This window comes from Sutcliffiella horikoshii (genome assembly GCF_002157855.1).
Classification (GTDB): domain Bacteria; phylum Bacillota; class Bacilli; order Bacillales; family Bacillaceae_I; genus Sutcliffiella_A; species Sutcliffiella_A horikoshii_C.
Genome location: NZ_CP020880.1, coordinates 972,752 through 994,126 on the forward strand (window position 1 = coordinate 972,752; position 21,375 = coordinate 994,126).

The following is a 21,375-nucleotide window of genomic DNA, read 5'->3' on the forward strand; positions in this document are numbered from 1 at the left end:
ATATTGCGAACAATTTGTGAACTCCATTGTAAATGATGGGAAATGGATGTATAGTAAAGATAGAAAGTAAGTGAAGAACTTCACAAACTTTCTAAAGCAAAAGTAAGAGAGCTAGCCGGCTAAATTTTTTTTACGGGTCATTGTGAAAAACTTCACAAACTAAAAATCTAGGAGGAGTAAATCATGAAATGGTTACGTGGACCGAAAATGGCAATCCTTTGGACAGTTTTAAGAGTTTGGTTAGGGGTACAATGGCTAAAGGCCGGTTTGCCGAAAATAGGAACATTTAATGCAGAAGGATTTCTACATGGCGCCATCGCAAAAGCGGAAGGAGCACACCCGGCGGTACAAGGCTGGTACGCAGGATTTCTTGAGAATGTAGCGTTGCCTAACGTTGGTTTGATCAACATATTAATCCCTTGGGGCGAGGTACTTGTGGGGATTGCACTTATACTTGGCTTAGCAACGATGCCCGCACTGTTGGCGGGGGCCTTTATGAACCTGAACTTCTTACTTGCCGGAACAGTCAGCACGAACCCGGTATTATATACAGCAGCGATACTACTGATTGCAGCAGGTACGGCAGCTACCTTCTACGGGCTAGATCGCTTTGCGGTTAGATATATTAAAGAGAAAATGGATGAACGCAAGATGAAACGTACCGGTGGGAACGGTCGGAAGACTATGGATGGAGGGCATGCAGCAGCTCATTAAATTAAAGAGGGTTGAATGGAAAGAGCGACGTAAGATGTTTTACGTTGCTTTTTTTGTTGCGGAAAAATAAAAGGGGATTATTGGATAAGTGTAGAATAGAGTAGTAATTAAGGGGGCGAGATTGATGATTTTTTGGATAGTAGTCTCTATTGTAGTTGTGGCTTTTTTAGTATTCGGATATTTGTTAGATAGAAAAACTGATCGTTATAAATCCATGTCTGACAAGAAAGTGAAGGAAGGCATTGAAACGATTAAGGATGAAGCACAAAGGCAGGGGCCGGCTGATATTTCAAAGCATTTGGGACCATGATCTAATAGTGCAAATTGCAGTTACCTGAGGGTAAGTGCTTTTTTAAGTTCATAAAAAATGCCGGGCATGATTTTGTTCACTCAAGCCCGACTTAAATGTGGAACTATCTAAAGGTATCTTTCTTGCTGTTCCGTTTAATTCCAGCTGCTGATGCGCGAGCTTGTGCTTCAAGGATTTCATTATCTGCATGCTGCTCGTTCGCGAATTCTGCATCTTGTGCAGCTTTTTTCATGTTCTTAGGTACTTGTGGAAGTGATGATTTGTTCTTGCCACCAGATTGATGTCCGCGTGAACGTCCCATTCGAAACCCTCCTAAGAATATGCGATAGACATTAGGTACATACGTTTGTTGACCCTTTATGTCTTCTTGAATAGGTTAACCGGAGAAGAGGAGGGTGATGTGAGGGAGATGTTGGAGAGGAAGCGTTGGTCAGAATATTGGTAGCTGTCCAGGATGTTGTTTTTTTTGCAAATCGCCCGTTTATTTCTATTATCGCCCGTAATTTTAAATTTTCGCCCGATTCCTTCAAAAAGTCGCCCGTAAATCTCAATTATCGCCCGTAAAATCGAAAAATCGCCCGATTATGCTCAGATATCGCCCGATTCGAAAATCCGAGCGAGTCAAGTCCTTAGAGCGAGCCCCGGCAAATGAAAAACCCTTCCCGTTAGAGCTTAACAGCCTTTAGGGAAGGGTCAACCAAGTCAACCAAGTAACCAAGCTAAAAAAACTATCTGCGTCTTTCCGTAAAACCTCCAACTCGGTCTGCCATTTTAAACTCACGAGAGTAGGTAACTTCCTGCGTTTTGCTCAATGTAGTTTTTGTTTTTTCACGACGCTTTTTATCATTCATCAAGAATCCCTCCTTACTATCTGCATACTAATAGTTTTAGCTAAAAGGTGGGAAAATATACTAAAAAACGCCTGCCCCACAACATAGGGCAGACGCGATATTATTAAGCTTCTTTTAACTGATGCTCTTCATGCAGCACTTCGTGACCTGTGCGCAGTTTGTATAGTGTATATTGGTCGCGTGAGATTTCGTAAAGATTGTAGATATCTTCTCCGCAGTTTATTTCATCTAACAGGCTTTTACGGGTTTCATTTGCAAGAACCACATAAGGTAGCTTTTCCGCCGCTTTAGTGGAACGAACATTTACCTTGCGGATGCGCATGAAAATGGATTGAATATCGAGTTCGTAAAAGAGTTCCTCGAAGAATTGATCCTTGGCAGGCTGGTTGTAGCCTTTGCCATGGTATGGTTTGCCTAGCCAAGTGCCTAGGAAGCCAGCTCCGTCTTGCACGTCGAAAAGATTGATTGTTCCAATTGGAGTGCCCCACTCATCAAGAATGGTACGTGAAATCAATTCTCCGCGTTCTTCTGCTTCGATGGTTTGTTTTGTTAGGAAAAGAAACTCATCGTAGGAATACGCTTTATGACGCACAAAAGGGAAGACTTCAGGGTGCACCATTAACTCATAAAGAGTTTGAGATTCTTGGAAATCACGTTTTTTGAGCATGTCTAACCCTCCAATTGAGGGCAGAACTGTCACGTTCACGTGAAGACTGGCCCACCCTCGAAATTTTTTAAATTACAAAAAATTTCGGGGTGGGAATCGAACCCACTAGAACCAGTTAAACTGGTGGCGCACCATTTGCCTTCCCTAACATTTTAAACACAAATTGTTAGTTGATTTAATTTTGTTTACCTACGTATCATACTCGATTTTATTTAAAAAAGAAACTACTTTTTTGTTAATTTTTTTGGTAAATTATTTCACCTTCAACCATTGTCATGACAGGCTTTGCGAGGAATTGAAAAGGGTGATGAGACCATAGTACCAAGTCGGCATCTTTCCCTGTTTCGATACTCCCGACCCGGTCGGAAACATTCAGGTTTTTAGCAGCTGTAATGGTTATTCCCTCTAGTGCTTTTTGTTCATCTAAACCTTCCCTAACTGCCAATGCGGCACACACGTTTAAATACTGTACTGGGGTATATGGATGGTCCGTTGTAATGGAAACTTCGACACCAGCTTCTGCTAATGCTTGATAGGTTCTCCAGTTTTTGTTTTTTAGTTCAATCTTAGATCTCCTTGTCATCGTCGGACCGACGCAGACTTTCATGTTTCGTCCTCGCAATTCGTTTGCGATCAAATGCCCTTCTGTGCAATGTTCAATCGTAAAACGTAGATTGAATTCATCTGCAAAACGGACGGCAGACATAATATCATCAGCCCTGTGAGCATGGATGCGAACAGGAATCTTCTGTTCAAGTGCCATCACAATTGGCTTTACACGCAGGTTTTCAGGGTTGTCGTAATATTTTGCCTGATAAAAGGCTTCACGAAGCATACCCATTATTCCCATGCGGGTAATGGAATCCTTATTGCCCTGACTGTGAATGCGCTTTGGATTTTCTCCAAAAGCGACCTTGAGGCCAGCAGTTTCCTGAATGATCATTTTAGAAATGTTCACGCCATGAGTTTTGATAACCGAGGTGGTTCCACCAATCACATTCGCACTTCCCGGCATAATGTGAACGGTTATGATTCCATACTGGATGGCATCATGAAAACCAGGGTCAAAAGGATGTACTCCATCTAGTGCTCGGATATGTGGAGTCAAGGGCTCGACTGTCTCATTGGCGTCATTTCCTGCCCATCCGGTACCTTCATCATATAGGCCAAGATGTGTGTGTACATCAATAAAACCAGGCATTAAATATTTTTCATTACATTCTATCACTTTCCCGTTTTCCGGGACGGTTAATCCTTTGCCAATCATCTTTATTTTACCGTTTTCGGTAATCACATCTCCGTTATAAATTGGAGGTGAAGTGACGGGGTAGACGGTCGCGTTTCGAAACATAACGATTCCCATAGAAGACTCCTAATTTTCTGTCATTACTTTGATTGTAATATGTCGGACAGAGCGTCATCAAGATGGGAAAATAAAAAAATATATCCTTTATCATCTAATTTTGCCGGTAGCACCTTTTGACCCTCAAGTACAAGCACACTCATTTCTCCAAAGGCAACCTTCAAAGCGAAACCAGGCGTTGGAAACCAGTGTGGGCGGCCCATCACTTTTCCAAGCGTTTTACCAAAGTCTTTCATTTGTTTTGGCTCTGGGGCCACTACATTCACAGGCCCTTCTAACTCTTTATTTTCCAAACAAAAAGCAATCGCTCCAACTACATCTTTAATATGCACCCAGGACATCCATTGTTCACCAGAACCGATTTTCCCGCCAACAAACATTTTGTAAGGAAGCATCATCCTTGGCAGTGCACCTTCGTCTTTGTCCAAAATAATGCCAAAACGGGTAAAAACAGTGCGGACTCCATCAGCTTTCGCATGTTCCGCCTCTTTTTCCCAGGCGTACACGGTCGAAGCAAGAAAATCGGATCCTGGAGTGATGTCTTCTTCTGTAAAAGTTTGCGTTTCAGAAGTGCCGTAATAGCCAATGGCACTTGCATTCACCAAAACTTCCGGTTTATTTTGCAGCGAGCCGATAATTTTATTGATTTCTTTTGTGGATGAAATGCGGCTCTCAATTATTTTCTTTTTCTGTTCTTCCGTCCAGCGACCACTGTTGATGGATTCACCCGCTAGGTTAACAAAAGCATCCATTCCATCCAAACTTGTTTCCGGGGAGGAAGATTCTTTAAGCCACTCTACATAGGTGACATTTGCTTTTTCCTTTTTATTCGAGCTGTTTCGCGTTAAAATAAAGATAGAATGTCCTTTATCAATTAAATGGTCTGTCAGAGCTTGACCAACAAGCCCCGTACCGCCTGCAATGGCAATCTTCATCTATATCACCCTCCATAGAGAATATCTTACATACTATATTAGTTCTTTTCCCTAATTATCCTTTATTTAATACGGGCCAATGTGCTATGAAACGGAGTGAAAGCTTATATGGGTAAAATAACAAAAATATCAGTACAGCAAAAAAATAAAGAACGCTTCAATATTTTCTTGGACGAGGAATATGCGTTTGCTGTGTACGAAGGGACGCTATTGAAGTTTCAGTTAATAAAAGGCAAGGAACTAGACGAGCTGGATATAGAAGAAATCCTCTTTAGTGACCAAATAAATAAGGCATATCATACGGCTGTCCACTATCTCTCTTTTCGGATGAGAACAGAGAAAGAGATCCTAGATTATTTAAAAGAAAAAGAATATGAACCGTTTGTCGGTAAAGAAATTGTCGTAAGACTGAAGGAGCAGGGCTATTTGAATGACAGGGAATTCACAAACGCGTATGTAAGGACTCAGGTGAACACGACGTTGAAAGGACGAGGGGTCATTGTACAAGAATTACTCGAAAAAGGCGTAAACAAAGAAATTATCGAAGAAGTGCTTGAAACGGAATATAGTAAGGAAGCAGAGATTGAGCACGCGGTAAAGCTTGTCTTAAAGTATGCACCAAAATATAAAAAAGACTCTTTTAAGATCATGATTCAAAAAGTGGAGCAAGCATTAATGAGAAAAGGATATGCTTTTTCTGTTATTAAAATTGCGGTGGAAGAGGCGGAACTTGAAGAAGATACATCTGAAGAGTGGGAAGCAATTGCAAAACAGGCAGAAAAATACGACCGAAAATACGCAAAGCTTGAGGGGTACGAATATAAGATGAAAATGAAGGGTGCCTTGTATAGAAAGGGATTTGGGATGGACTTAATTGATCGGTGGCTGGAGGAGAATGAGGGGAATTAGAGAAAAACAGCCGTTTGGAACAGACCTCGTTCCAAACGGCTGCATATAAACTATATCTGTATCTCCAACTTATCATCCTGAGCAATTATCATCTCCGCCACTTCTCTGGGAGATTTTAACCTGGACTTGTCTTTAATATGATCGGTTTCATCCCAAAATGGGGTGTCCATTCCGCCCATATAAGTTGCGATAACATGGACTTTTCCTTCTAATTCTTTTTGGAGGCTTTCGGTAAAACCGCGGACTGCAAACTTGCTTGCAACATAGACACTTTCATTGACCTTTCCTTTTTGGCCGGCAGTGGAGATGATGTTCATAATTTTGGCATCTTCTCTTTTCAACAAATGAGGAAGTAGTTCCTTTGTCAAAAAAATCGTCCCTAGTACGTTCGTTTGAATTGCTGTTTCGATCTCATCGGAATCTAATTCTGTTAACGGACCAAAGCAGCCTACACCCGCATTGTTCAGTAAATAGTCAACCTCATGTTCTGAAGTGATTCTACCTACAATCTTCTTTACATCTTCTGCATTGCTTATATCCATTTGGTAGGCGAATGCTTTTGCCCCAACAGATTGAACTTCTTCTTTTACAGCCTCTAAAGGTTCTAACCTTCTGCCTGTCACTATAATTGAGTAACCTTTTTTCGCGTATGATAGTGCCAATTCTTTGCCGAGGCCTGTGCCTGCACCTGTAATCAGAATGGTATGCATGTACATCACTCTTTTCTTAATAGCTTTTTGTAATGTTAGAATCGTGCTATTCTTATTTTATATAGATTTTTTAGGGGGAAAGCAAGTGGAACAGGATAAGCGCTACAGTCAAATGACACCACATGAACTGCATCAGGAAATCGCGACACTAAAAGAAAAGGCGCGAAAGGCGGAACAGCTCGGTATAGTAAATGAATTTGCGGTATTGGAACGAAAGATTACCATGGCAAAAGCTTATATGTTAGATCCAGATGACTTTAAACCAGGAGACGTGTATGAAATAGAAGGCGATCCAGGCGTCCATTTTAAGATTACATACATGAACGGGGTTTTTGCATGGGGGCATAGAATGCAGGGCGGTACCACCAGCAAGGAAGAAGAAGGTCTGCCAATCTCCATGCTTATGAACGAAAAAAGCAAAGAAGCGTAAGGCCTCTTTGCTTTTTTGTGAGCTTTAAGATCTTTTTCTTGTTTGTACTTCTAAGATCTGGATATTCTGAGCTTGTTGCGTCTCACCGTTTACTTGACGGAACGAGTGCTTGGAATGTGCATTAGGCTGCGGAAACGGATGGTCATTTAACGTAAAAGGATTACTGCGTGATGGCTTGTGATTTTGTTTTGCCATGATAACAACCTCCTATTAGTTGGGTAGATCCGAAATTCATAGCGGCAGATAAGCTATAAACACGAAAAAACCTTATCCACAAAGTTTAGAATGTATCTTCTTCTCTGGCACCAGAAGCACGCATGCGCTCCTGTGGATGCGTATTAATCGTTCCATTAGCACGCTTTGAAGCATATTCAGACTTTGCACGACCTTCCCCTTCAAACTTGTTGTCATTGGGGTTTGGAAAGTTTCTCGCTTTGTTCCTCATGCGACTCGCCTCCTCGGTAAGTGGATGAGGGTACCTTCAGGGAAAACTCAACCGTAAGATAACCCAACATCTATCTTTAATATTGGATTTTAGATGTGATTATATGTAATGATAAGCATAGTGAAATTAAACCAAACGAAAGCGGAGTGTTACGATGGAGCAATATTTTGAACGATTGGCAGATCATCTGATGGAAAAGAACTCTGCATTAACATATGATAAGGCGAGAACCTGGGTGGAACTTTTATGGGAAGATTTTGAGAGCTCCTATGCAAAGGCAGGATATGAATATAAGGGAAAAGAAATGACAGAGAGAATGGTCATGCAAATCATTGACCGTCATGGAGACAGCCTTCACGAATTCTTTTCGAATAATCCCAAATATAAGCATCTCTTGAATGCAGATGATCATCTGACACATTAAAAAACCGCTCGCCCATCGATTGGGCGGGCGGTTTAGTCTATATTAGGGATAATTTCTAATTTTGTTCGCAACTTTTCCTCGCTGAAAATCCATCCAGTATAGGAACTAATAATATTCAAATCGTGGTCAAGCTGTACGATGGCCACAAAAGGATAATAATCCTTGCTCCGGTACCTGAGATCGATGAACCGAACCTCATAATGGTCGTCGTATTCTTCCATCTCCCATCGGTACACAGGTGAGAAGGAAAGAAATGCGGAAACATTGTCGTCGAATTTTGCCGCCTCGATGATGGCGTTTTCGGGTAGAGGTACTTTTTCAAAAGTATCATGAATGAAAATCTGATACTTGACCGCTCTTGCTACATAAAAATTATCTTTCGTAGTTATTGCCAAATGCCATTGGTTCCAATAAAGTGTCGGTGAAATCAAGGTCTGCTTTACACTTGGGATGATTTCCCTCACTTGTTGCAACACTTTTTGCTGCATCCGATATCGCAACACATAATAGGCAATTAATATGCCGTAAATCGCCAAGAATGTGTAGCCAGGGTGAAATCCAGCTCCCCAAAGGACTAGCCCGGCGATATGAAATCCAAATATGACAGGATCAAAGGTATTAATAATCCCCAGTGCCACCCATCTTTTTGTAAAAGGTCGGAGCGCCTGTGTCCCATAAGCGTTGAAAATGTCGACAAAAACATGAAGGATTACTGCTATAAATGTCCAAATCCATAAGTAAAGAAAATTAGCTTGTGGAATGAACAAATAAATGGCCGGTGCTATTAATAGCGGCCAGAGGCATACTGCCGGAATGGAATGTGTGATTCCACGGTGATTTCTTATATATGTCGCATTATTCCTGAATTTTAAGATGGTATCCGTGTCAGGCGCCTGTGAACCAATTATTGTTCCAATCATGATAGCTGTTGCTGTTTCAGGGCTGCTTGCCACAAATGGATCTATGGTAGCCATGGAACCGATAGCAATACCCATTACAACATGTGTTCCAGTATCCAATGGTCGGCCTCCTTCCGGTTTTTTCGGTAAAACGGATGCTTTTCTCTTTTCTATTTAGTCTGATGCAAAAGGAGTGTTTTCAAACATGATAACAAAACAGTTGCATATTTTCATTCAATATCCTATAAAGGAAACAGTGACTCTTCAATACGAAGAAACGATGCAGCGGGTTCTGCACGCTATGAATCAAATGGGAGCAAATGATTATCGCTGGACAAAAGCCGGTTCTGAAAAAGGAGCTGCTTATTATCGTGAATCTTTTTTACTTCCAACCGAATCACATTATTTTGCCATGAAAGCATTGCGAGGTTCACAACAGAGCAACGTTTTTCATGAATTGTCCCAATTTATTGATACAGAAGCAGGTGCGGTTGAATATATAGGCTTGAAAATTTCTAGCTAACGACATGGAGGTTTATTTTGAAAAAAGAAAGTACCCATCACGAACGACTAGATGACTTTGATATATATGGTTTTCAACATGATTTAATTACTTGGTTTGAAAGGGAGCAACGAGATCTTCCATGGCGTAAAGATCAGGACCCTTATAAAGTATGGGTTTCAGAAATCATGCTCCAGCAGACGAAAGTGGACACAGTTATCCCTTATTTTAATTCCTTTATTGAACAATTCCCAAACATCCAAAGCTTAGCGGAAGCGGAGGAAGACAGGGTATTGAAGGCTTGGGAAGGACTTGGCTACTATTCTCGTGCCCGAAATCTGCAAAGTGCAGTTAGGGAGGTGCATGAAAGCTATGCAGGGATTGTCCCGAATACACCAAAGGAAATCTCTACGTTAAAGGGAGTAGGCCCATACACGACTGGAGCCATTCTTAGTATCGCATATGGTGTCCCAGAACCTGCCGTGGATGGAAATGTCATGCGGGTGTTATCACGGATCCTTTTGATTAGAGATGATATTGCCAAGCCTAAAACACGGAAAGTTTTTGAAGAGGTCATTCGGGATCTTATTTCAAAAGAGAACCCATCCTTTTTTAATCAAGGATTGATGGAACTCGGTGCAATGGTCTGTACACCAACCTCACCATCCTGTTTGTTATGTCCTGTTCGCGAGCATTGCCGTGCTTTTGCAGAAGGAGTTCAGCGAGAACTTCCTGTTAAAACAAAAAAGAAGTCAACAAAGCAGGTTGCGCTAGTTGCAGGGATCTTTAAAGATAAAGATGGTCGCTTTCTGATTCACCGGAGACCAAGTGAAGGCTTATTGGCAAATCTGTGGGAGTTCCCGAATTTTGTAAAAGTAGATGAGCTTGGAACGGCGAAGCAGCAGTTACTGCAATTGATGAAAACGGAATATGGTTTGAACGTGGCACTAGGCGAATATGTATGTGATATTAAGCATGTTTTTTCTCACTTAGTATGGGATGTGAATGTGTATGTTGGAAGCTGGGACGGTGAACTTCTAGAGGGAAGTGATCTTGTCCCGGTTACGGAAGAGGAAATGAAGGAGTTTGCTTTTCCTGTTTCGCATCAGAATATGTGGAAGGAATACCTTAAAACAGTAGAGTGAAAAAATGAGGATCAACCTTTGTCGGTTGATCCTCCTACATGTTTAGTCGTAACTAATTCTGGTACCGTGTGTCCAATCGGCTTCATGACGTTGAAATCCGCCACGCGCTTCGATTTCCTTCACAATCTCCCTGTGAATACTTTGACCTTCTGCATTTAAATAAGGGACCATTTGTTGCAAGGAATGGTGAAAGTAAGCCAGTTCGCTGTCTTTCCATTCTTTTTTGGAATGCATGGATAGTTCGGTCATGTCACGTCCAACGTACATAGCTTTCTGCCTCCTTTATGGCAATGTTTATGCTGTTATTGTTTGATGATTCAATAAGCCTTATACTGAAAGATATTATTTAAAGTTTCCATACATAAAGGAGTAGAGAAAATGACAAACAAAGTGGCATTAGTAACGGGAAGCAGCCGTGGAATCGGTAAAAAAATTGCGTTGGAGTTGGCTAAGGATGGTTATAACATTGTCATCAACTATAATCGCAGTAAATCTGCGGCGCAAGAAACAGCTGCTGAAATTGAAGCGCTGGGTGTGAAGGCATTAACCGTGAAGGCGAATGTAGGCCAGCCGGAAAAGATTAAAGAAATGTTTGTGAAAATTGACGAAGAGTTCGGTCGACTTGATCTATTGGTGAGTAATGCAGCTTCAGGTGTGTTGCGCCACGTAATGGAACTAGAGGAGTCTCATTGGGATTGGACAATGAATATCAACTCCAAGGCGTTACTGTTTTTAGCGCAGGAGGCTGCAAAAAGAATGGAGAAGGTTGGCGGCGGTAAGATTGTCAGCATCAGTTCGCTAGGCTCCATCCGCTATTTGAAAAATTACACCACTGTCGGAGTTTCCAAAGCTGCAATCGAAGCATTGACTCGTTATCTGGCAGTCGAGCTTGCAGATAAGAATATTGTTGTGAATGCAGTTTCCGGTGGAGCGGTAGATACAGACGCATTGAAGCACTTTCCAAATAGAGATGAGTTGCTTGAGGATGCAAAGAATAATACCCCTGCTGGACGTATGGTAGAACCTGATGACCTTGTCAATGCGGTTCTATTCTTATTATCAGACCAAGCTAGCATGATTCGAGGACAGACGATTATCGTGGATGGCGGCCGTTCTTTATTGGTCTAAAATATACAGAAAATATTTTTTTGTTTTTTTGTCATAGTTTCCTTCCGAAATGGTTATCTTAAATTTCGTGGAGGTGATAAACAATGGCAAACAACAACCAACAAAACCAAGCAGGTAAAACAGCTTCTGGTACAAGCGTACAACACGTGAAACAACAAAATGCTCAACAAAACCAACAACAACAATACGGTGCTGAGTATGCGAGCGAAACTAGCGCGCAACACGTGAAACAACAAAACGCTCAATCTGCAGCGAAAAAGAACCAACAAAACCAACAACAACAATAATCAAGCAATAACACGAAGCACTCCTTATCAAACCGATAGGGAGTGCTTCTTCGTTGTGGAGGACGAAATTCCTGCTGGGGTCTGACCCCTTTTGCAAATTTTTTTTACTCGACAAAACTTCCCTCTGCTCAACATATGTAGTCAAAGGGTTTGGGGGGAGGGGGAGAATGTTATGGGTAGAGGGTATGGTATTTGGTAAGGAGGAGGATGTTGTGGTGGATAGGTTTGATGTTGCGGTGGTAGAGCAGTTGAAGACGATGGATAGACTTTTGTTACTTCAAGGGGAGATTGAACGGAACGAAAAGGTGATAGAGCAGTTGGAACAGTTGAAGGAAGAAGCAGAAAAGCTGAGAAAACTAAAAGAAGATATTGCAAAAATGAAAGAAGAACTAGCGGAAATTCAATCAATTTTTGAAACTCAAACAGAAGAGGCAATTAAATCTTTTCACTTGCAGGAGTCAATCTAAACGGATATTTTCTTATTTAATCAGAGTTTAATTAGGACGGTGGAGCTATCTTCTTTTCATAAAGATGGCTCTTTTGTTTTAAAATCTCACGGGAACCGTTATAATAGTAGAAAATGGTTTGCTTTTAGCTGAGAAGTGCGGGCATAAAATAGAAAGAAGGGGAAGAGGAATGGGTTGTCCCAAAGAAGGTGAAACAATACAAATACATAGCTATAAGCACAACGGTCACATTCATAGAGTGTGGGATGAAACGACTGTGCTTAAGGGGACGCAAAACCTTGTTATTGGTGGAAACGACAAAACCATTGTGACAGAGTCGGACGGTAGAACCTGGGTCACAAGAGAACCAGCAATTTGTTATTTTCATGGAAAGCATTGGTTCAATATCATCGGCATGATCAGAGAAGATGGAGTGTACTATTATTGCAACATCAGTTCACCATTTATAGCGGATGATGAAGCGTTGAAATACATAGATTATGACTTGGATATAAAAGTGTTCCCGGACATGACGTTTATTTTGCTAGATGAAGATGAGTACGAGAAACATCGTAAAGAGATGAACTATCCAGAAGTAATTGATAAAATCTTAAAGAGTAATGTTCAAACGTTAATCTCCTGGATCAGGCAGCGAAAAGGTCCGTTTGCTCCCGATTTCATAGATTTATGGTACGAGCGCTACCTCACATACCGAGGGTAGTTTTATGCAAAAGGCAACTGGTAACTTGATATGCCAGGCCTTTTTTGTTTTATGGCGAGTTAAAGCACCATATAATTAATTTGTGTTCTCTAGCTGTTGATTGGAGCACAGGGCGATGACTCCTCGAAAATGCTATGCATTTTCTTCGTGCGATGTATCGCTGTCGAAGCCTTCCTTGTCCTGAGGGAGATAGCGGTAGGTTGAGACAATGCAACGAAGTGAGGAGGCTCTAGCACCGCCCCTAGGAAAGCGAAGCCCAGTGTGGAAATCAACAACGGCGTTTATAAGAAATAATACATACATGTTTCAAATTGAAAAGCGGAAGCTAAATAGAAAGTTAGCAGTCATCATTTGGGAGGAAGTCAATTGGATAGTATAAAACGGTACATGCAATTTGTAAAACCATATCGGTGGCAAATTGTCGGTACCATCCTTATTGGAATGCTGAAATTCGGTTTGCCATTATTAATTCCATTATTACTGAAATACGTGGTCGATGATATACTGCTGGTTGACGGTCGGTCAGCAGAGGAGAAAACGAACGAGCTGCTCATGATCATGGGGGCAATCTTCGTGACCTTTTTGGTGTTAAGACCGCCGATAGAGTACTACAGACAATATTTTGCACAATGGACAGGAAGTAAGGTCCTATATGATTTAAGGGACAAGTTGTTCGATCATATTCAAAGGCTAAGCTTGCGTTTTTATGCCAACAACCGGGCAGGTGAAGTGATTTCAAGGGTCATCCATGATGTGGAACAGACTAAGAATTTTGTCATCACCGGTTTGATGAACTTTTGGCTCGACCTTGCGACCATTTTAATTGTCATCATTATCATGTTCCAAGTCGATATCACGTTGACACTTGTGTCTATCATGCTGTTCCCGTTTTATGGATTTTCGATTAAATATTTTTACAGTCGTCTCCGTCACCTAACAAGGGTGCGTTCACAGGCGCTGGCAGAGGTACAAGGTCATTTGCATGAGCGAGTCCAAGGAATGCCTGTCATCCAAAGTATGGCGATTGAAGACTATGAACAGGAGCAGTTTAAAAAACAGAACACCAATTTTCTGCAAAAAGCATTGGACCATACAAGCTGGAATGCAAAAACTTTTGCAGTAGTGAATACGATTACGGATATTGCGCCGCTTCTAGTAATCGGCTACGCAAGTTATCAGGTTATCAATCAGGGGCTGACGGTCGGGGAAATGGTCATGTTTGTCGCCTATATTGACCGCCTTTACAATCCTTTGCGCCGGTTGATCAACTCTTCGACAACCTTGACGCAATCCATTGCATCCATGGACCGGGTGTTTGAATTTGTGGATGAGAAATATGATATCACGGATAAGCCGAATGCCGTGGAATGTAAGACCGCACGCGGTGAAGTGAGCTTTGAAAATGTTTCTTTTAAATATGAAAAAAATGAAGAATATGTTTTGAAGAATTTGTCGTTGCAAGTAAGAGAGGGAGAAACCATTGCCCTTGTCGGGATGAGTGGTGGCGGAAAATCGACCTTGGTAAGCTTGCTGCCACGATTCTATGATGTTACAGAAGGTAAAATTAAGCTTGATGGAGTCGACATTCGCGATGTTACCGTTCAGTCGTTACGAAAACAAATCGGAATCGTACTCCAGGACAGCATTTTGTTCAGTGATACCGTTCGTGAAAATATTGCCCTTGGAAAACCGGATGCAACGATGGATGAGATTATCGAAGCGGCCAAAGCGGCCAATGCTCATGAGTTTATATCAAACTTGCCGGAAGGCTACGAAACGAAGGTAGGAGAGCGCGGTGTGAAGCTTTCAGGTGGCCAGAAACAGCGTGTGGCCATCGCACGCGTGTTCTTGAAAAATCCGCCAATTCTTGTAATGGATGAAGCAACATCTGCACTTGATCTTGAAAGTGAACATCTGATTCAAGAGTCACTGGAACGTTTGGCGGCCAACCGGACAACCTTTGTCGTTGCGCACCGTCTATCAACCATCACTCATGCGAGCCGCATTGTGCTGATAGAGCACGGTGAGATTGCGGAAGTCGGCTCTCACGAAGAGTTGATGAGGAAAAAAGGTCACTATTATAATTTGTTTACGATACAAGAAATAAGTTAATTTTTATGAGCCAACCTTTAGCGGAGAGAAGTTTTCGTTTCTTCTGCTAAGGGTTGTTTTTTTATGATACGAGGAAGTTTTGGGATACTTGCGGGATTTCCAGCGGGTGTGTCTGCGTCAGTTAGGGGTTCTACCATTTTGAGGCGACCTTCTAACACTTTGGTAGTAATGTTCGACCGTTTATAGCTGACCTTCTACATTTCCCGGATTACCTTCTACATTTCCCAAGCCACCTTCGACAATTAAGCAATTTCCCCCCCAAAAAAAACACCTTCCCGCTTTAAAAAAGCAGGAAAGTGTCTTATTCTTCTTCATTCGCTCCAATTTCAAATTCATTATCATCCACATGATACTTCTGGAAGCTGTCAATCAACTTATCTAAATGCTCTAATTGGTCGCTATAATCAATGATTTTGGATACGAGCGGGAACAGGTGGTACCAGACTTCAACGTCGCCTTCGTATTCACACCAGTTGTCTTTATGGATCATAAACTCATCAATAAATTGCTGTTTGTTAAAGCGTTCTTCTTCATACATTTCTGAAGTATTATGCTGCTTTATTTTTCCCACGAATTTTAACAAGATCTGTTCGTGCAGGTTAACCAAGTGGTCCAATTCAGCTTTAATGTAATGCTGATACTCTACTGGCATATGATGCAATTCGTTTTCTAACCGGTGTAGCATTTTTAAAGTAAACAATGCCCGGTTACTTGTAACGATCAACTGTCTGAAAATAACAAGCTTACGTGCTTTCGAACTTGAATTTTTTAATGTAGGAAAATAAGTTCTCTCTTCTTTATATAGCATGAAAAGTTGTTCCAGTTTCAGCACTCGTTGATGCAGCATCTCGATGTCCGTTTTCAAAAGGTGATGTTCTGTGCCGTGACGCATGTTGATGCGAATCCACTTTAAAATGTCTTCTGTTGTTAATTTCACCTTGTAGTAAAGTCTTGTTTCATATTTTGGTGGCAAGAAAATCAGGTTGACTAGAAATGCACAAAGGATACCGATCATGACGGTGGAGAAACGTACCAGCGCAAACTCTAAAAAATTCTCCCCGGGACTTTCCATAATCGCGATTACGGTAACTAGTGCTAGTGGGATTGTATTTTCAATTTTAAGTTTTAAGTTTATTCCAATGACAAAGATGGCGGTCAACCCGATGATAAAGGGGTCATGTCCGAATAGTAAGGAAAAAATGATGGCTAAAATTGCCCCAATCAAGTTTGCCTGTACGTGCTCGATAATGGATTGATATGATTTATAGATGGATGGTTGGATAGCAAAGATCGCTGCGATTCCTGCAAAGAAGGGCGTGGGGACGCTGAGCCACTGTGCCACAAACAAAGCAAGGGTAATCGCGATACCGGTCTTGACTATACGGGCACCAAGTTTCATTTTAAAATAAGTCCTTTCTTGTCTTTCCGAATTTTATAGCCTATTCTTTCAAATGTTAAACACTTAATAGTATATGTCGGAAGTGTGGTATTCATGTTATTCGATATTGTACTATACACGGTTTCCTTATGTAGCGCAAGCGGAAATTTGACAGTAAAAAGCCCGCAAATTGAAGTTTGCGGGACTATCTAATTTTATAATTCGCTCTTACTTTGTTGCTTTCCGTTCCAGGCGCTTCGCTTGCCTGCGGGCGGTCCGTGAGCCTCCTCGGCTTCGCCTGTGGGGTCTCACCTGTCCCTTCCTCCCGCGGGCGTCTACGCGCCTTCCACTGCAATCAACAAGGTTACTACAACTCACTAAGCTTTTTTCTAGAAAAAAGCCCGCAAATTGAAGTTTGCGGGCTGGGTTAGCTCAAAATATCATTCTGTGGATACTGCTGGGTCTGCCTGTTCTTTGACAGGGTTGACTTGCAGGAAGAAGTTTGCCGGGTTGTCGAGCATTTGCTTGATTTCAGCGGCTTCTTCTAGTTGGTGCTGGTCTAGCAGAGATTGATGATAGATGGATAGTAACTCCACTACATCTTTCAGGCCAGCTGCATTAAGTGGTTCGATGTTCACTTTTGCACCTTTTGCGATACGGCGTTGAAGTGCTTCTTTTGTTAAGCCCATTTCCGGCTGATGACGAAGGTAGACGGCTCCACCTGTCATCCCTGCGCAGATCCAAGGGCCAGGATCACCAAGAACAAGGCCGCGGCCATTTGTCATATACTCAAACGCAAAGCCTTTAATATTGGCGTTTACTCCAAGGTTTCCATGTTCAATAGCTGGAATTGGAGTGGTGATTTTTCCACCTATGATCATGTCAGCTCCGGAAAGGCGGATACCTGCACGTGCATCAGCGTTTCCTTGAACAACAAGCGCTCCTTTTTGTGCACCGTAGCCAAAGCCTTTTCCAACAGAACCGTTATAGAACTTGCCGTCTTTACCTTTATATTTAAAGACGAAGATGCTTCCGCCGAATGCTGTTTTACCTATGCCGTCCTGTGCGCCACCCTCAACCTTGATGTTGATACCGGTTGAGTTGTATGCACCAAGTCCGTTACCAGGTATAGAGCCTTTGTTGTAGCGAAGTTCCACTTCAGGTAACTCCAGGTAAGAGCCGTCCAAGCGTCCGCGTACACGGTGGCAGGATACACGGCTGCCAAGGACACGCTGTTCTGCTGTTACCGCATCATATTGACGGGATTCATGCAGGTCGCTTTCTTGGTAATCCAGATATTCTGCACCAGCTGCAACTAGAAGCTTTTCCTTTTCCATGCTTGCCGCCACTTCTTTTTGTGCAAGCTGTGGTACGTCTAACGTGTGAAGCAAGTTGGAAAGATCCAGCGATTCCAAGCCGCGCGTTTGCTCGAGAAGATCAGAGCGTCCGACGATCTCCTGCAGGTTATCAAAGCCAAGAGACGCTGTTAATGATTTCAGCTCATCACCAAAAGCAGTGAACAGGTTCATCAAGCCTTGTACGGCAAGATCTGATTGTCTAGGTACAAAGCGACGAAGACCGTGATCCTTTGCTTGTGCTTCGGATTCAATTTGCGTTGCAATTCCAACGTGACATGTATCCAAGTGACAGCCGCGGCATGTTGTACAACCGATGGCGATCATAGAAAGAGTTCCGAATCCAATACGGTTCGCACCTAATAGCATAACTTTCATGCAGTCAAGCGCGCTCTTGATTCCGCCGTCCGCCCAGATTTCCACTTTGTTGCGGAGACCGGATTCAATCAACGCGTTATGCGCAGCTTTTACACCAATTTCAACTGGTAAACCTACATATTGAAGGGCATGAATTCTTGCTGCCCCTGTTCCGCCGTCAAAACCACTGATCGTAATGATGTCCGCACCGGCTTTTGCGATTCCGACTGCAATTGTTCCGATATTAGGTACAACCGGTACTTTAACCGCAACCTTCGCCTGATCGTTGGCTGTTTTCAGCTCGGCAATCATTTGCGCCAAGTCTTCAATAGAGTAGATGTCATGGTTATTGGATGGAGAGATTAAATCCGATCCAATCGTTGCATTACGTGCTTCGGCGATCTTAGCTGTAACTTTCGATCCAGGTAAATGTCCGCCTTCACCAGGCTTTGCTCCTTGCCCAATCTTGATTTCCAATAGGTTGGAAGAGTTAAGCAGCTCGGCATTTACTCCAAAACGTCCGGATGCCACTTGTTGACCGCGCGTTTTTGGGTATTTTCCAAGCATATCTTTGATTTCTCCGCCCTCACCGTTCAAGCTGACCATGTTCAGTTTATCTGCTGCTTCCGCATATGCTCTGAACGCAATCTCGTTTTGAGAACCAAAGGACATGGATGCAATGACGAATGGCAAGTCATGAGCTCCTACCCCGATATTCACTTTTTCTTTTGAAGGTTGTTTGCCTGAAACCTTTAAGTCAGTTAAATGACGAATGGTAATAGGATTTTTCGTTTCTTGTTCATCCAGTTTTTCACGATAGTCATCGTATGTTCCGTTCTTTGCCACGTCTCCAATTGCTTTCCAGATACGAGGGAAGAGGTGGAACGACTTGCCTGGACGAGCCTTTTCATCTTCAAAGTCCACTGCGCGTTCTGCAGCATCCTCTTTTAATTTTGTAAAATTAAAGCCGAGTTTATCAGAGCCAAGGAAATTGACGATTCCAAGTGCTTCCTCGACTTCTTTATGAAGGCCAATTGCCGAGAACAAGCGACCGTATCCTCGTAACTCATGAATTCCAATCGTAGAAATGACTTTTTCCATTCCTTTAGTCAGTGCTCCGAAAAGGTTCACAACAGGCTTAGTTGTCTCATCACTAACAGTTCCAAATAGTAGGTATGGACTGATGGCATTTGCCCCAAGTCCGATTGCGACCATCACATCATGAAGGGAACGGATGGCACCGGAACGAAGCAATAGTGCACATTTACGACGATATTGATGTTGAACCAACTCTTCATTAATGGCTGCCGTCACAAGATGAGGGTCTAACCAAAGCTGGCCATCTTTGTGTGCTTGGGCATCATCAATGATCAATAAGGTTTTGCCGTCTTTTACGGCGTCCACCGCTTCTGCTTTTAGACGGTCTAAAGCTGAAGGAATATCTTCATCTGAACCACAGGTAGCATTAACGTAATAGGTCAGTCCTTGTGATTGGAACTGGTTTACTAGCTGATCGTAGGAAGGTTGCCCCAGTTCTGCGGCGCAATCCATGCCAACCTGGCCTTCTACTAATAATGGAGAAAGGAGTTCCATTGTGTAGCCGTTTGGTACTAGGTCTTCTTTTTGGAGGGCTGGACGGGCACCAAGAACCGTTCTTGTGGAAAAGTGTTCTGTCTCACGGTCACGGTCGATTGCTGGATTCGTTACAACCGCTACGCTTTCTTTTATAAAATCAGCGATATTGTTGCGGCCAGGATTCATGGCAGCAAGCGGTACGTCATGACCAAGGGAACGGATCGGTTCTGCACCTTTTTCCGCCATCTGTTCGATTAACTGGATATGCTCCCGGTCCCAACCGAAAGCTGCGTAATGTCCGTTATGCACTTTTGCAAGTGGAGCGGTAGACACATAGGTATCAAGTTTTGGTGCATTCAGACGTTCAGCGAATCCTTCCACAGCAAACTTCTCGTTCATACGCTGATAGACTTCTTCTTGATACGCATGATAGTCATACACTTTAATCGTATCGCCATCCCATTTCATCCCAACTTTTTCACCAGGAGAGAAAGGCTTCGGCTCTGCCGTGTATTCCGTTGTCGGAATGATACCCGGTTCTGACGAAAAATAATACGAAGTCTCTGTCTGAAGCATCCAAACTGGACGAAGCCCGAGCGCATCTAGACTGAATACTGCTTCGTCTTTGTTACGGGAAATGATGCCTGCAGGACCTTGTGCAAAGTGGCCCCAAGTTTCACGTACATATGTGTAAAGGTCCTGTAAATGAGCAGGATAGCTTTTAATTTCATTGACAATCGGCGGGAAGACGATATCTAGTGCTTCAAAAAGCGTAAAACCGTCGCGAGAAATCAACGTATCAATCGTTCTATTTAAGTCCTGAGAATCACTTCCGCCATTAGTTAGTGGCACACCAATCATTGTTGCTTCATCACGTAGCTTAGCAATCGTATTGATCTCACCGTTATGACCTAGGACGCTAAATGGTTGCACACGAAAAAAGTTAGATAGTGTATTGGTAGAATAGCGGTTATGCCCAAGCGTCATAGCAGATGCAACAAGCGGGTTTGCCAAGTCATGATAGAATTTTGGCAAAATATCGCCGGCACCCATTACTTTGTAAACCGCATGGTAGTTCGATAGGGATGCAACATGTACGTCATCATTTTTTTCGATCTCAATGGCAGCATGGAACAGGTGCGCTTGTGTGCACTCTTGTTTTTCTGAAACTAAAGCAATCTGCCAGAACACCGGATCTTGGATGATAGCAATCGGTCCTAATGCTTCAGAAGATGTCACGGTATCAGAAGCAAAAACTAGTTTAAGAGATGCTTTTTCTAAAATGCTTGTAATCTCGCTTTTCACTTGGTCCACATCAACATGGTGATTGATGAAGAAGTGACCGACTACAAAATCTTCGCGATCTACAAGGGAAGCGTCCTCGCCGACTTTCTCGAGTTTTTCTTTCCAAAGTGCACGGGGGATATCTATGTGAATGCCGACACCGTCGCCTTCACCGTTAATGAAACCGGCACGATGGTTCATTTTGACTAACGCATCTATACAGTCGTCGATATTTTTCTTTGTTGGGATTTTTTTCTTTTCAATAGCGGATACAATACCACATGCATCGTGTTCTGCGTTGTGAAAATCTTTAAATGTACTTGGACTCCAATTTTTCATATGGATTGGCTGTTAACTAGGGATATAAGTGGGGACCCTAACTAGCCATTCACCTCCTGTGGTTTGATAGTTTGATAAGAAAAACCTGT

At 42.5% G+C, this 21,375-nt stretch carries 24 protein-coding genes; 12 read left to right on the plus strand and 12 right to left on the minus strand.

The genetic code is table 11. The annotated features are described in order from the left end of the window. Positions 1–183: 183 nt before the first annotated feature. Positions 184–714: a DoxX family protein gene (locus B4U37_RS05140; RefSeq protein ID WP_088017382.1), complete on the plus strand. Its 531-nt coding sequence runs from the start codon at positions 184–186 to the stop codon at positions 712–714. Between the two features lie 124 nt (positions 715–838). After that, positions 839–1,024 carry a hypothetical protein gene (locus B4U37_RS05145; RefSeq protein ID WP_088017383.1) on the plus strand — a complete coding sequence of 62 codons (186 nt, stop codon included), beginning with the start codon at positions 839–841 and terminating at the stop codon, positions 1,022–1,024. 103 nt (positions 1,025–1,127) lie between these two features. Here the strand turns inward: B4U37_RS05145 and B4U37_RS05150 are convergent, their stop codons facing one another. The 5 genes from B4U37_RS05150 to B4U37_RS05170 form a co-directional block, all read right to left on the minus strand. Beyond that, positions 1,128–1,325: a YfhD family protein gene (locus B4U37_RS05150; protein WP_088017384.1), complete on the minus strand. Its 198-nt coding sequence runs from the start codon at positions 1,323–1,325 to the stop codon at positions 1,128–1,130. A 427-nt stretch (positions 1,326–1,752) separates the two neighbouring features. Continuing rightward, positions 1,753–1,875 carry a YfhE family protein gene (locus tag B4U37_RS05155; protein ID WP_010198963.1) on the minus strand — a complete coding sequence of 41 codons (123 nt, stop codon included), beginning with the start codon at positions 1,873–1,875 and terminating at the stop codon, positions 1,753–1,755. Between the two features lie 103 nt (positions 1,876–1,978). Continuing rightward, positions 1,979–2,542 (minus strand): GNAT family N-acetyltransferase, encoded by a 564-nt coding sequence (locus B4U37_RS05160; RefSeq protein ID WP_088017385.1) that lies wholly within the window; start codon positions 2,540–2,542, stop codon positions 1,979–1,981. A gap of 235 nt (positions 2,543–2,777) precedes the next feature. Beyond that, positions 2,778–3,905, minus strand: coding sequence for an amidohydrolase (locus tag B4U37_RS05165; RefSeq protein WP_088017386.1), 1,128 nt, complete (start codon positions 3,903–3,905; stop codon positions 2,778–2,780). 23 nt (positions 3,906–3,928) lie between these two features. Then, entirely contained in the window at positions 3,929–4,840 is a 912-nt protein-coding gene (locus B4U37_RS05170) for a TIGR01777 family oxidoreductase (RefSeq protein ID WP_088017387.1), read from the minus strand. A 108-nt stretch (positions 4,841–4,948) separates the two neighbouring features. On the opposite strand from B4U37_RS05170, the gene recX reads away from it, so the two are divergent. Further along, positions 4,949–5,749 (plus strand): recombination regulator RecX, encoded by an 801-nt coding sequence (gene recX, locus B4U37_RS05175; RefSeq protein WP_088017388.1) that lies wholly within the window; start codon positions 4,949–4,951, stop codon positions 5,747–5,749. A 50-nt stretch (positions 5,750–5,799) separates the two neighbouring features. Here the strand turns inward: recX and B4U37_RS05180 are convergent, their stop codons facing one another. Further along, positions 5,800–6,459 (minus strand): SDR family NAD(P)-dependent oxidoreductase, encoded by a 660-nt coding sequence (locus tag B4U37_RS05180; protein ID WP_088017389.1) that lies wholly within the window; start codon positions 6,457–6,459, stop codon positions 5,800–5,802. Between the two features lie 112 nt (positions 6,460–6,571). Here B4U37_RS05180 and B4U37_RS05185 point away from each other — a divergent pair, with 112 nt between their 5' ends. Further along, positions 6,572–6,889, plus strand: coding sequence for a YfhH family protein (locus B4U37_RS05185; protein WP_088020160.1), 318 nt, complete (start codon positions 6,572–6,574; stop codon positions 6,887–6,889). A gap of 24 nt (positions 6,890–6,913) precedes the next feature. Here B4U37_RS05185 and B4U37_RS05190 read toward each other — a convergent pair whose 3' ends face one another. Both B4U37_RS05190 and B4U37_RS05195 read right to left on the minus strand, forming a co-directional pair. Continuing rightward, positions 6,914–7,084 carry a YpzG family protein gene (locus B4U37_RS05190; RefSeq protein WP_010198993.1) on the minus strand — a complete coding sequence of 57 codons (171 nt, stop codon included), beginning with the start codon at positions 7,082–7,084 and terminating at the stop codon, positions 6,914–6,916. Positions 7,085–7,169: 85 nt separating this feature from the next. Then, the gene (locus B4U37_RS05195; protein WP_010198995.1) at positions 7,170–7,334 is read right to left on the minus strand and encodes a small, acid-soluble spore protein K; all 165 of its coding nucleotides are present in this window, start codon (positions 7,332–7,334) and stop codon (positions 7,170–7,172) included. 154 nt (positions 7,335–7,488) lie between these two features. On the opposite strand from B4U37_RS05195, the gene B4U37_RS05200 reads away from it, so the two are divergent. Continuing rightward, a complete protein-coding gene (locus B4U37_RS05200) occupies positions 7,489–7,758 on the plus strand; it encodes a YfhJ family protein (protein WP_088017390.1) in 270 nt (89 codons plus the stop codon). Positions 7,759–7,790: 32 nt separating this feature from the next. On the opposite strand, the gene B4U37_RS05205 is transcribed toward B4U37_RS05200, so the two are convergent. Continuing rightward, the gene (locus B4U37_RS05205; protein WP_088017391.1) at positions 7,791–8,777 is read right to left on the minus strand and encodes a metal-dependent hydrolase; all 987 of its coding nucleotides are present in this window, start codon (positions 8,775–8,777) and stop codon (positions 7,791–7,793) included. Positions 8,778–8,862: 85 nt separating this feature from the next. Between B4U37_RS05205 and B4U37_RS05210 the strand changes: the two genes are divergently transcribed. Beyond that, positions 8,863–9,180: a hypothetical protein gene (locus B4U37_RS05210; RefSeq protein WP_088017392.1), complete on the plus strand. Its 318-nt coding sequence runs from the start codon at positions 8,863–8,865 to the stop codon at positions 9,178–9,180. Between the two features lie 17 nt (positions 9,181–9,197). After that, positions 9,198–10,304 carry an A/G-specific adenine glycosylase gene (gene mutY, locus B4U37_RS05215; RefSeq protein WP_088017393.1) on the plus strand — a complete coding sequence of 369 codons (1,107 nt, stop codon included), beginning with the start codon at positions 9,198–9,200 and terminating at the stop codon, positions 10,302–10,304. Between the two features lie 42 nt (positions 10,305–10,346). On the opposite strand, the gene B4U37_RS05220 is transcribed toward mutY, so the two are convergent. Beyond that, on the minus strand, positions 10,347–10,571 hold the full coding sequence (locus B4U37_RS05220) for a hypothetical protein (protein ID WP_088017394.1): 225 nt from the start codon (positions 10,569–10,571) through the stop codon (positions 10,347–10,349). A 111-nt stretch (positions 10,572–10,682) separates the two neighbouring features. On the opposite strand from B4U37_RS05220, the gene fabL reads away from it, so the two are divergent. The 5 genes from fabL to B4U37_RS05245 all read left to right on the plus strand — a co-directional run bounded on the left by fabL (position 10,683) and on the right by B4U37_RS05245 (position 14,998). Beyond that, complete coding sequence (gene fabL / locus B4U37_RS05225) at positions 10,683–11,432, plus strand: enoyl-[acyl-carrier-protein] reductase FabL (RefSeq protein ID WP_010199006.1); 750 nt, start codon at positions 10,683–10,685, stop codon at positions 11,430–11,432. Positions 11,433–11,515: 83 nt separating this feature from the next. Then, entirely contained in the window at positions 11,516–11,719 is a 204-nt protein-coding gene (locus tag B4U37_RS05230; protein WP_010199007.1) for a gamma-type small acid-soluble spore protein, read from the plus strand. 167 nt (positions 11,720–11,886) lie between these two features. Continuing rightward, positions 11,887–12,186, plus strand: coding sequence for a YgaB family protein (locus B4U37_RS05235; RefSeq protein WP_244951595.1), 300 nt, complete (start codon positions 11,887–11,889; stop codon positions 12,184–12,186). A 169-nt stretch (positions 12,187–12,355) separates the two neighbouring features. Continuing rightward, on the plus strand, positions 12,356–12,886 hold the full coding sequence (ntdP, locus tag B4U37_RS05240; RefSeq protein WP_010199009.1) for a nucleoside tri-diphosphate phosphatase: 531 nt from the start codon (positions 12,356–12,358) through the stop codon (positions 12,884–12,886). Positions 12,887–13,252: 366 nt separating this feature from the next. Continuing rightward, entirely contained in the window at positions 13,253–14,998 is a 1,746-nt protein-coding gene (locus B4U37_RS05245; RefSeq protein WP_088017395.1) for an ABC transporter ATP-binding protein, read from the plus strand. A 301-nt stretch (positions 14,999–15,299) separates the two neighbouring features. Here the strand turns inward: B4U37_RS05245 and B4U37_RS05250 are convergent, their stop codons facing one another. Together B4U37_RS05250 and B4U37_RS05255 are read right to left on the minus strand one after the other, a co-directional pair. Further along, positions 15,300–16,397 carry an FUSC family protein gene (locus B4U37_RS05250; protein WP_088017396.1) on the minus strand — a complete coding sequence of 366 codons (1,098 nt, stop codon included), beginning with the start codon at positions 16,395–16,397 and terminating at the stop codon, positions 15,300–15,302. A gap of 419 nt (positions 16,398–16,816) precedes the next feature. Beyond that, complete coding sequence (locus B4U37_RS05255; protein ID WP_088017397.1) at positions 16,817–21,286, minus strand: glutamate synthase-related protein; 4,470 nt, start codon at positions 21,284–21,286, stop codon at positions 16,817–16,819. Positions 21,287–21,375: the final 89 nt, after the last annotated feature.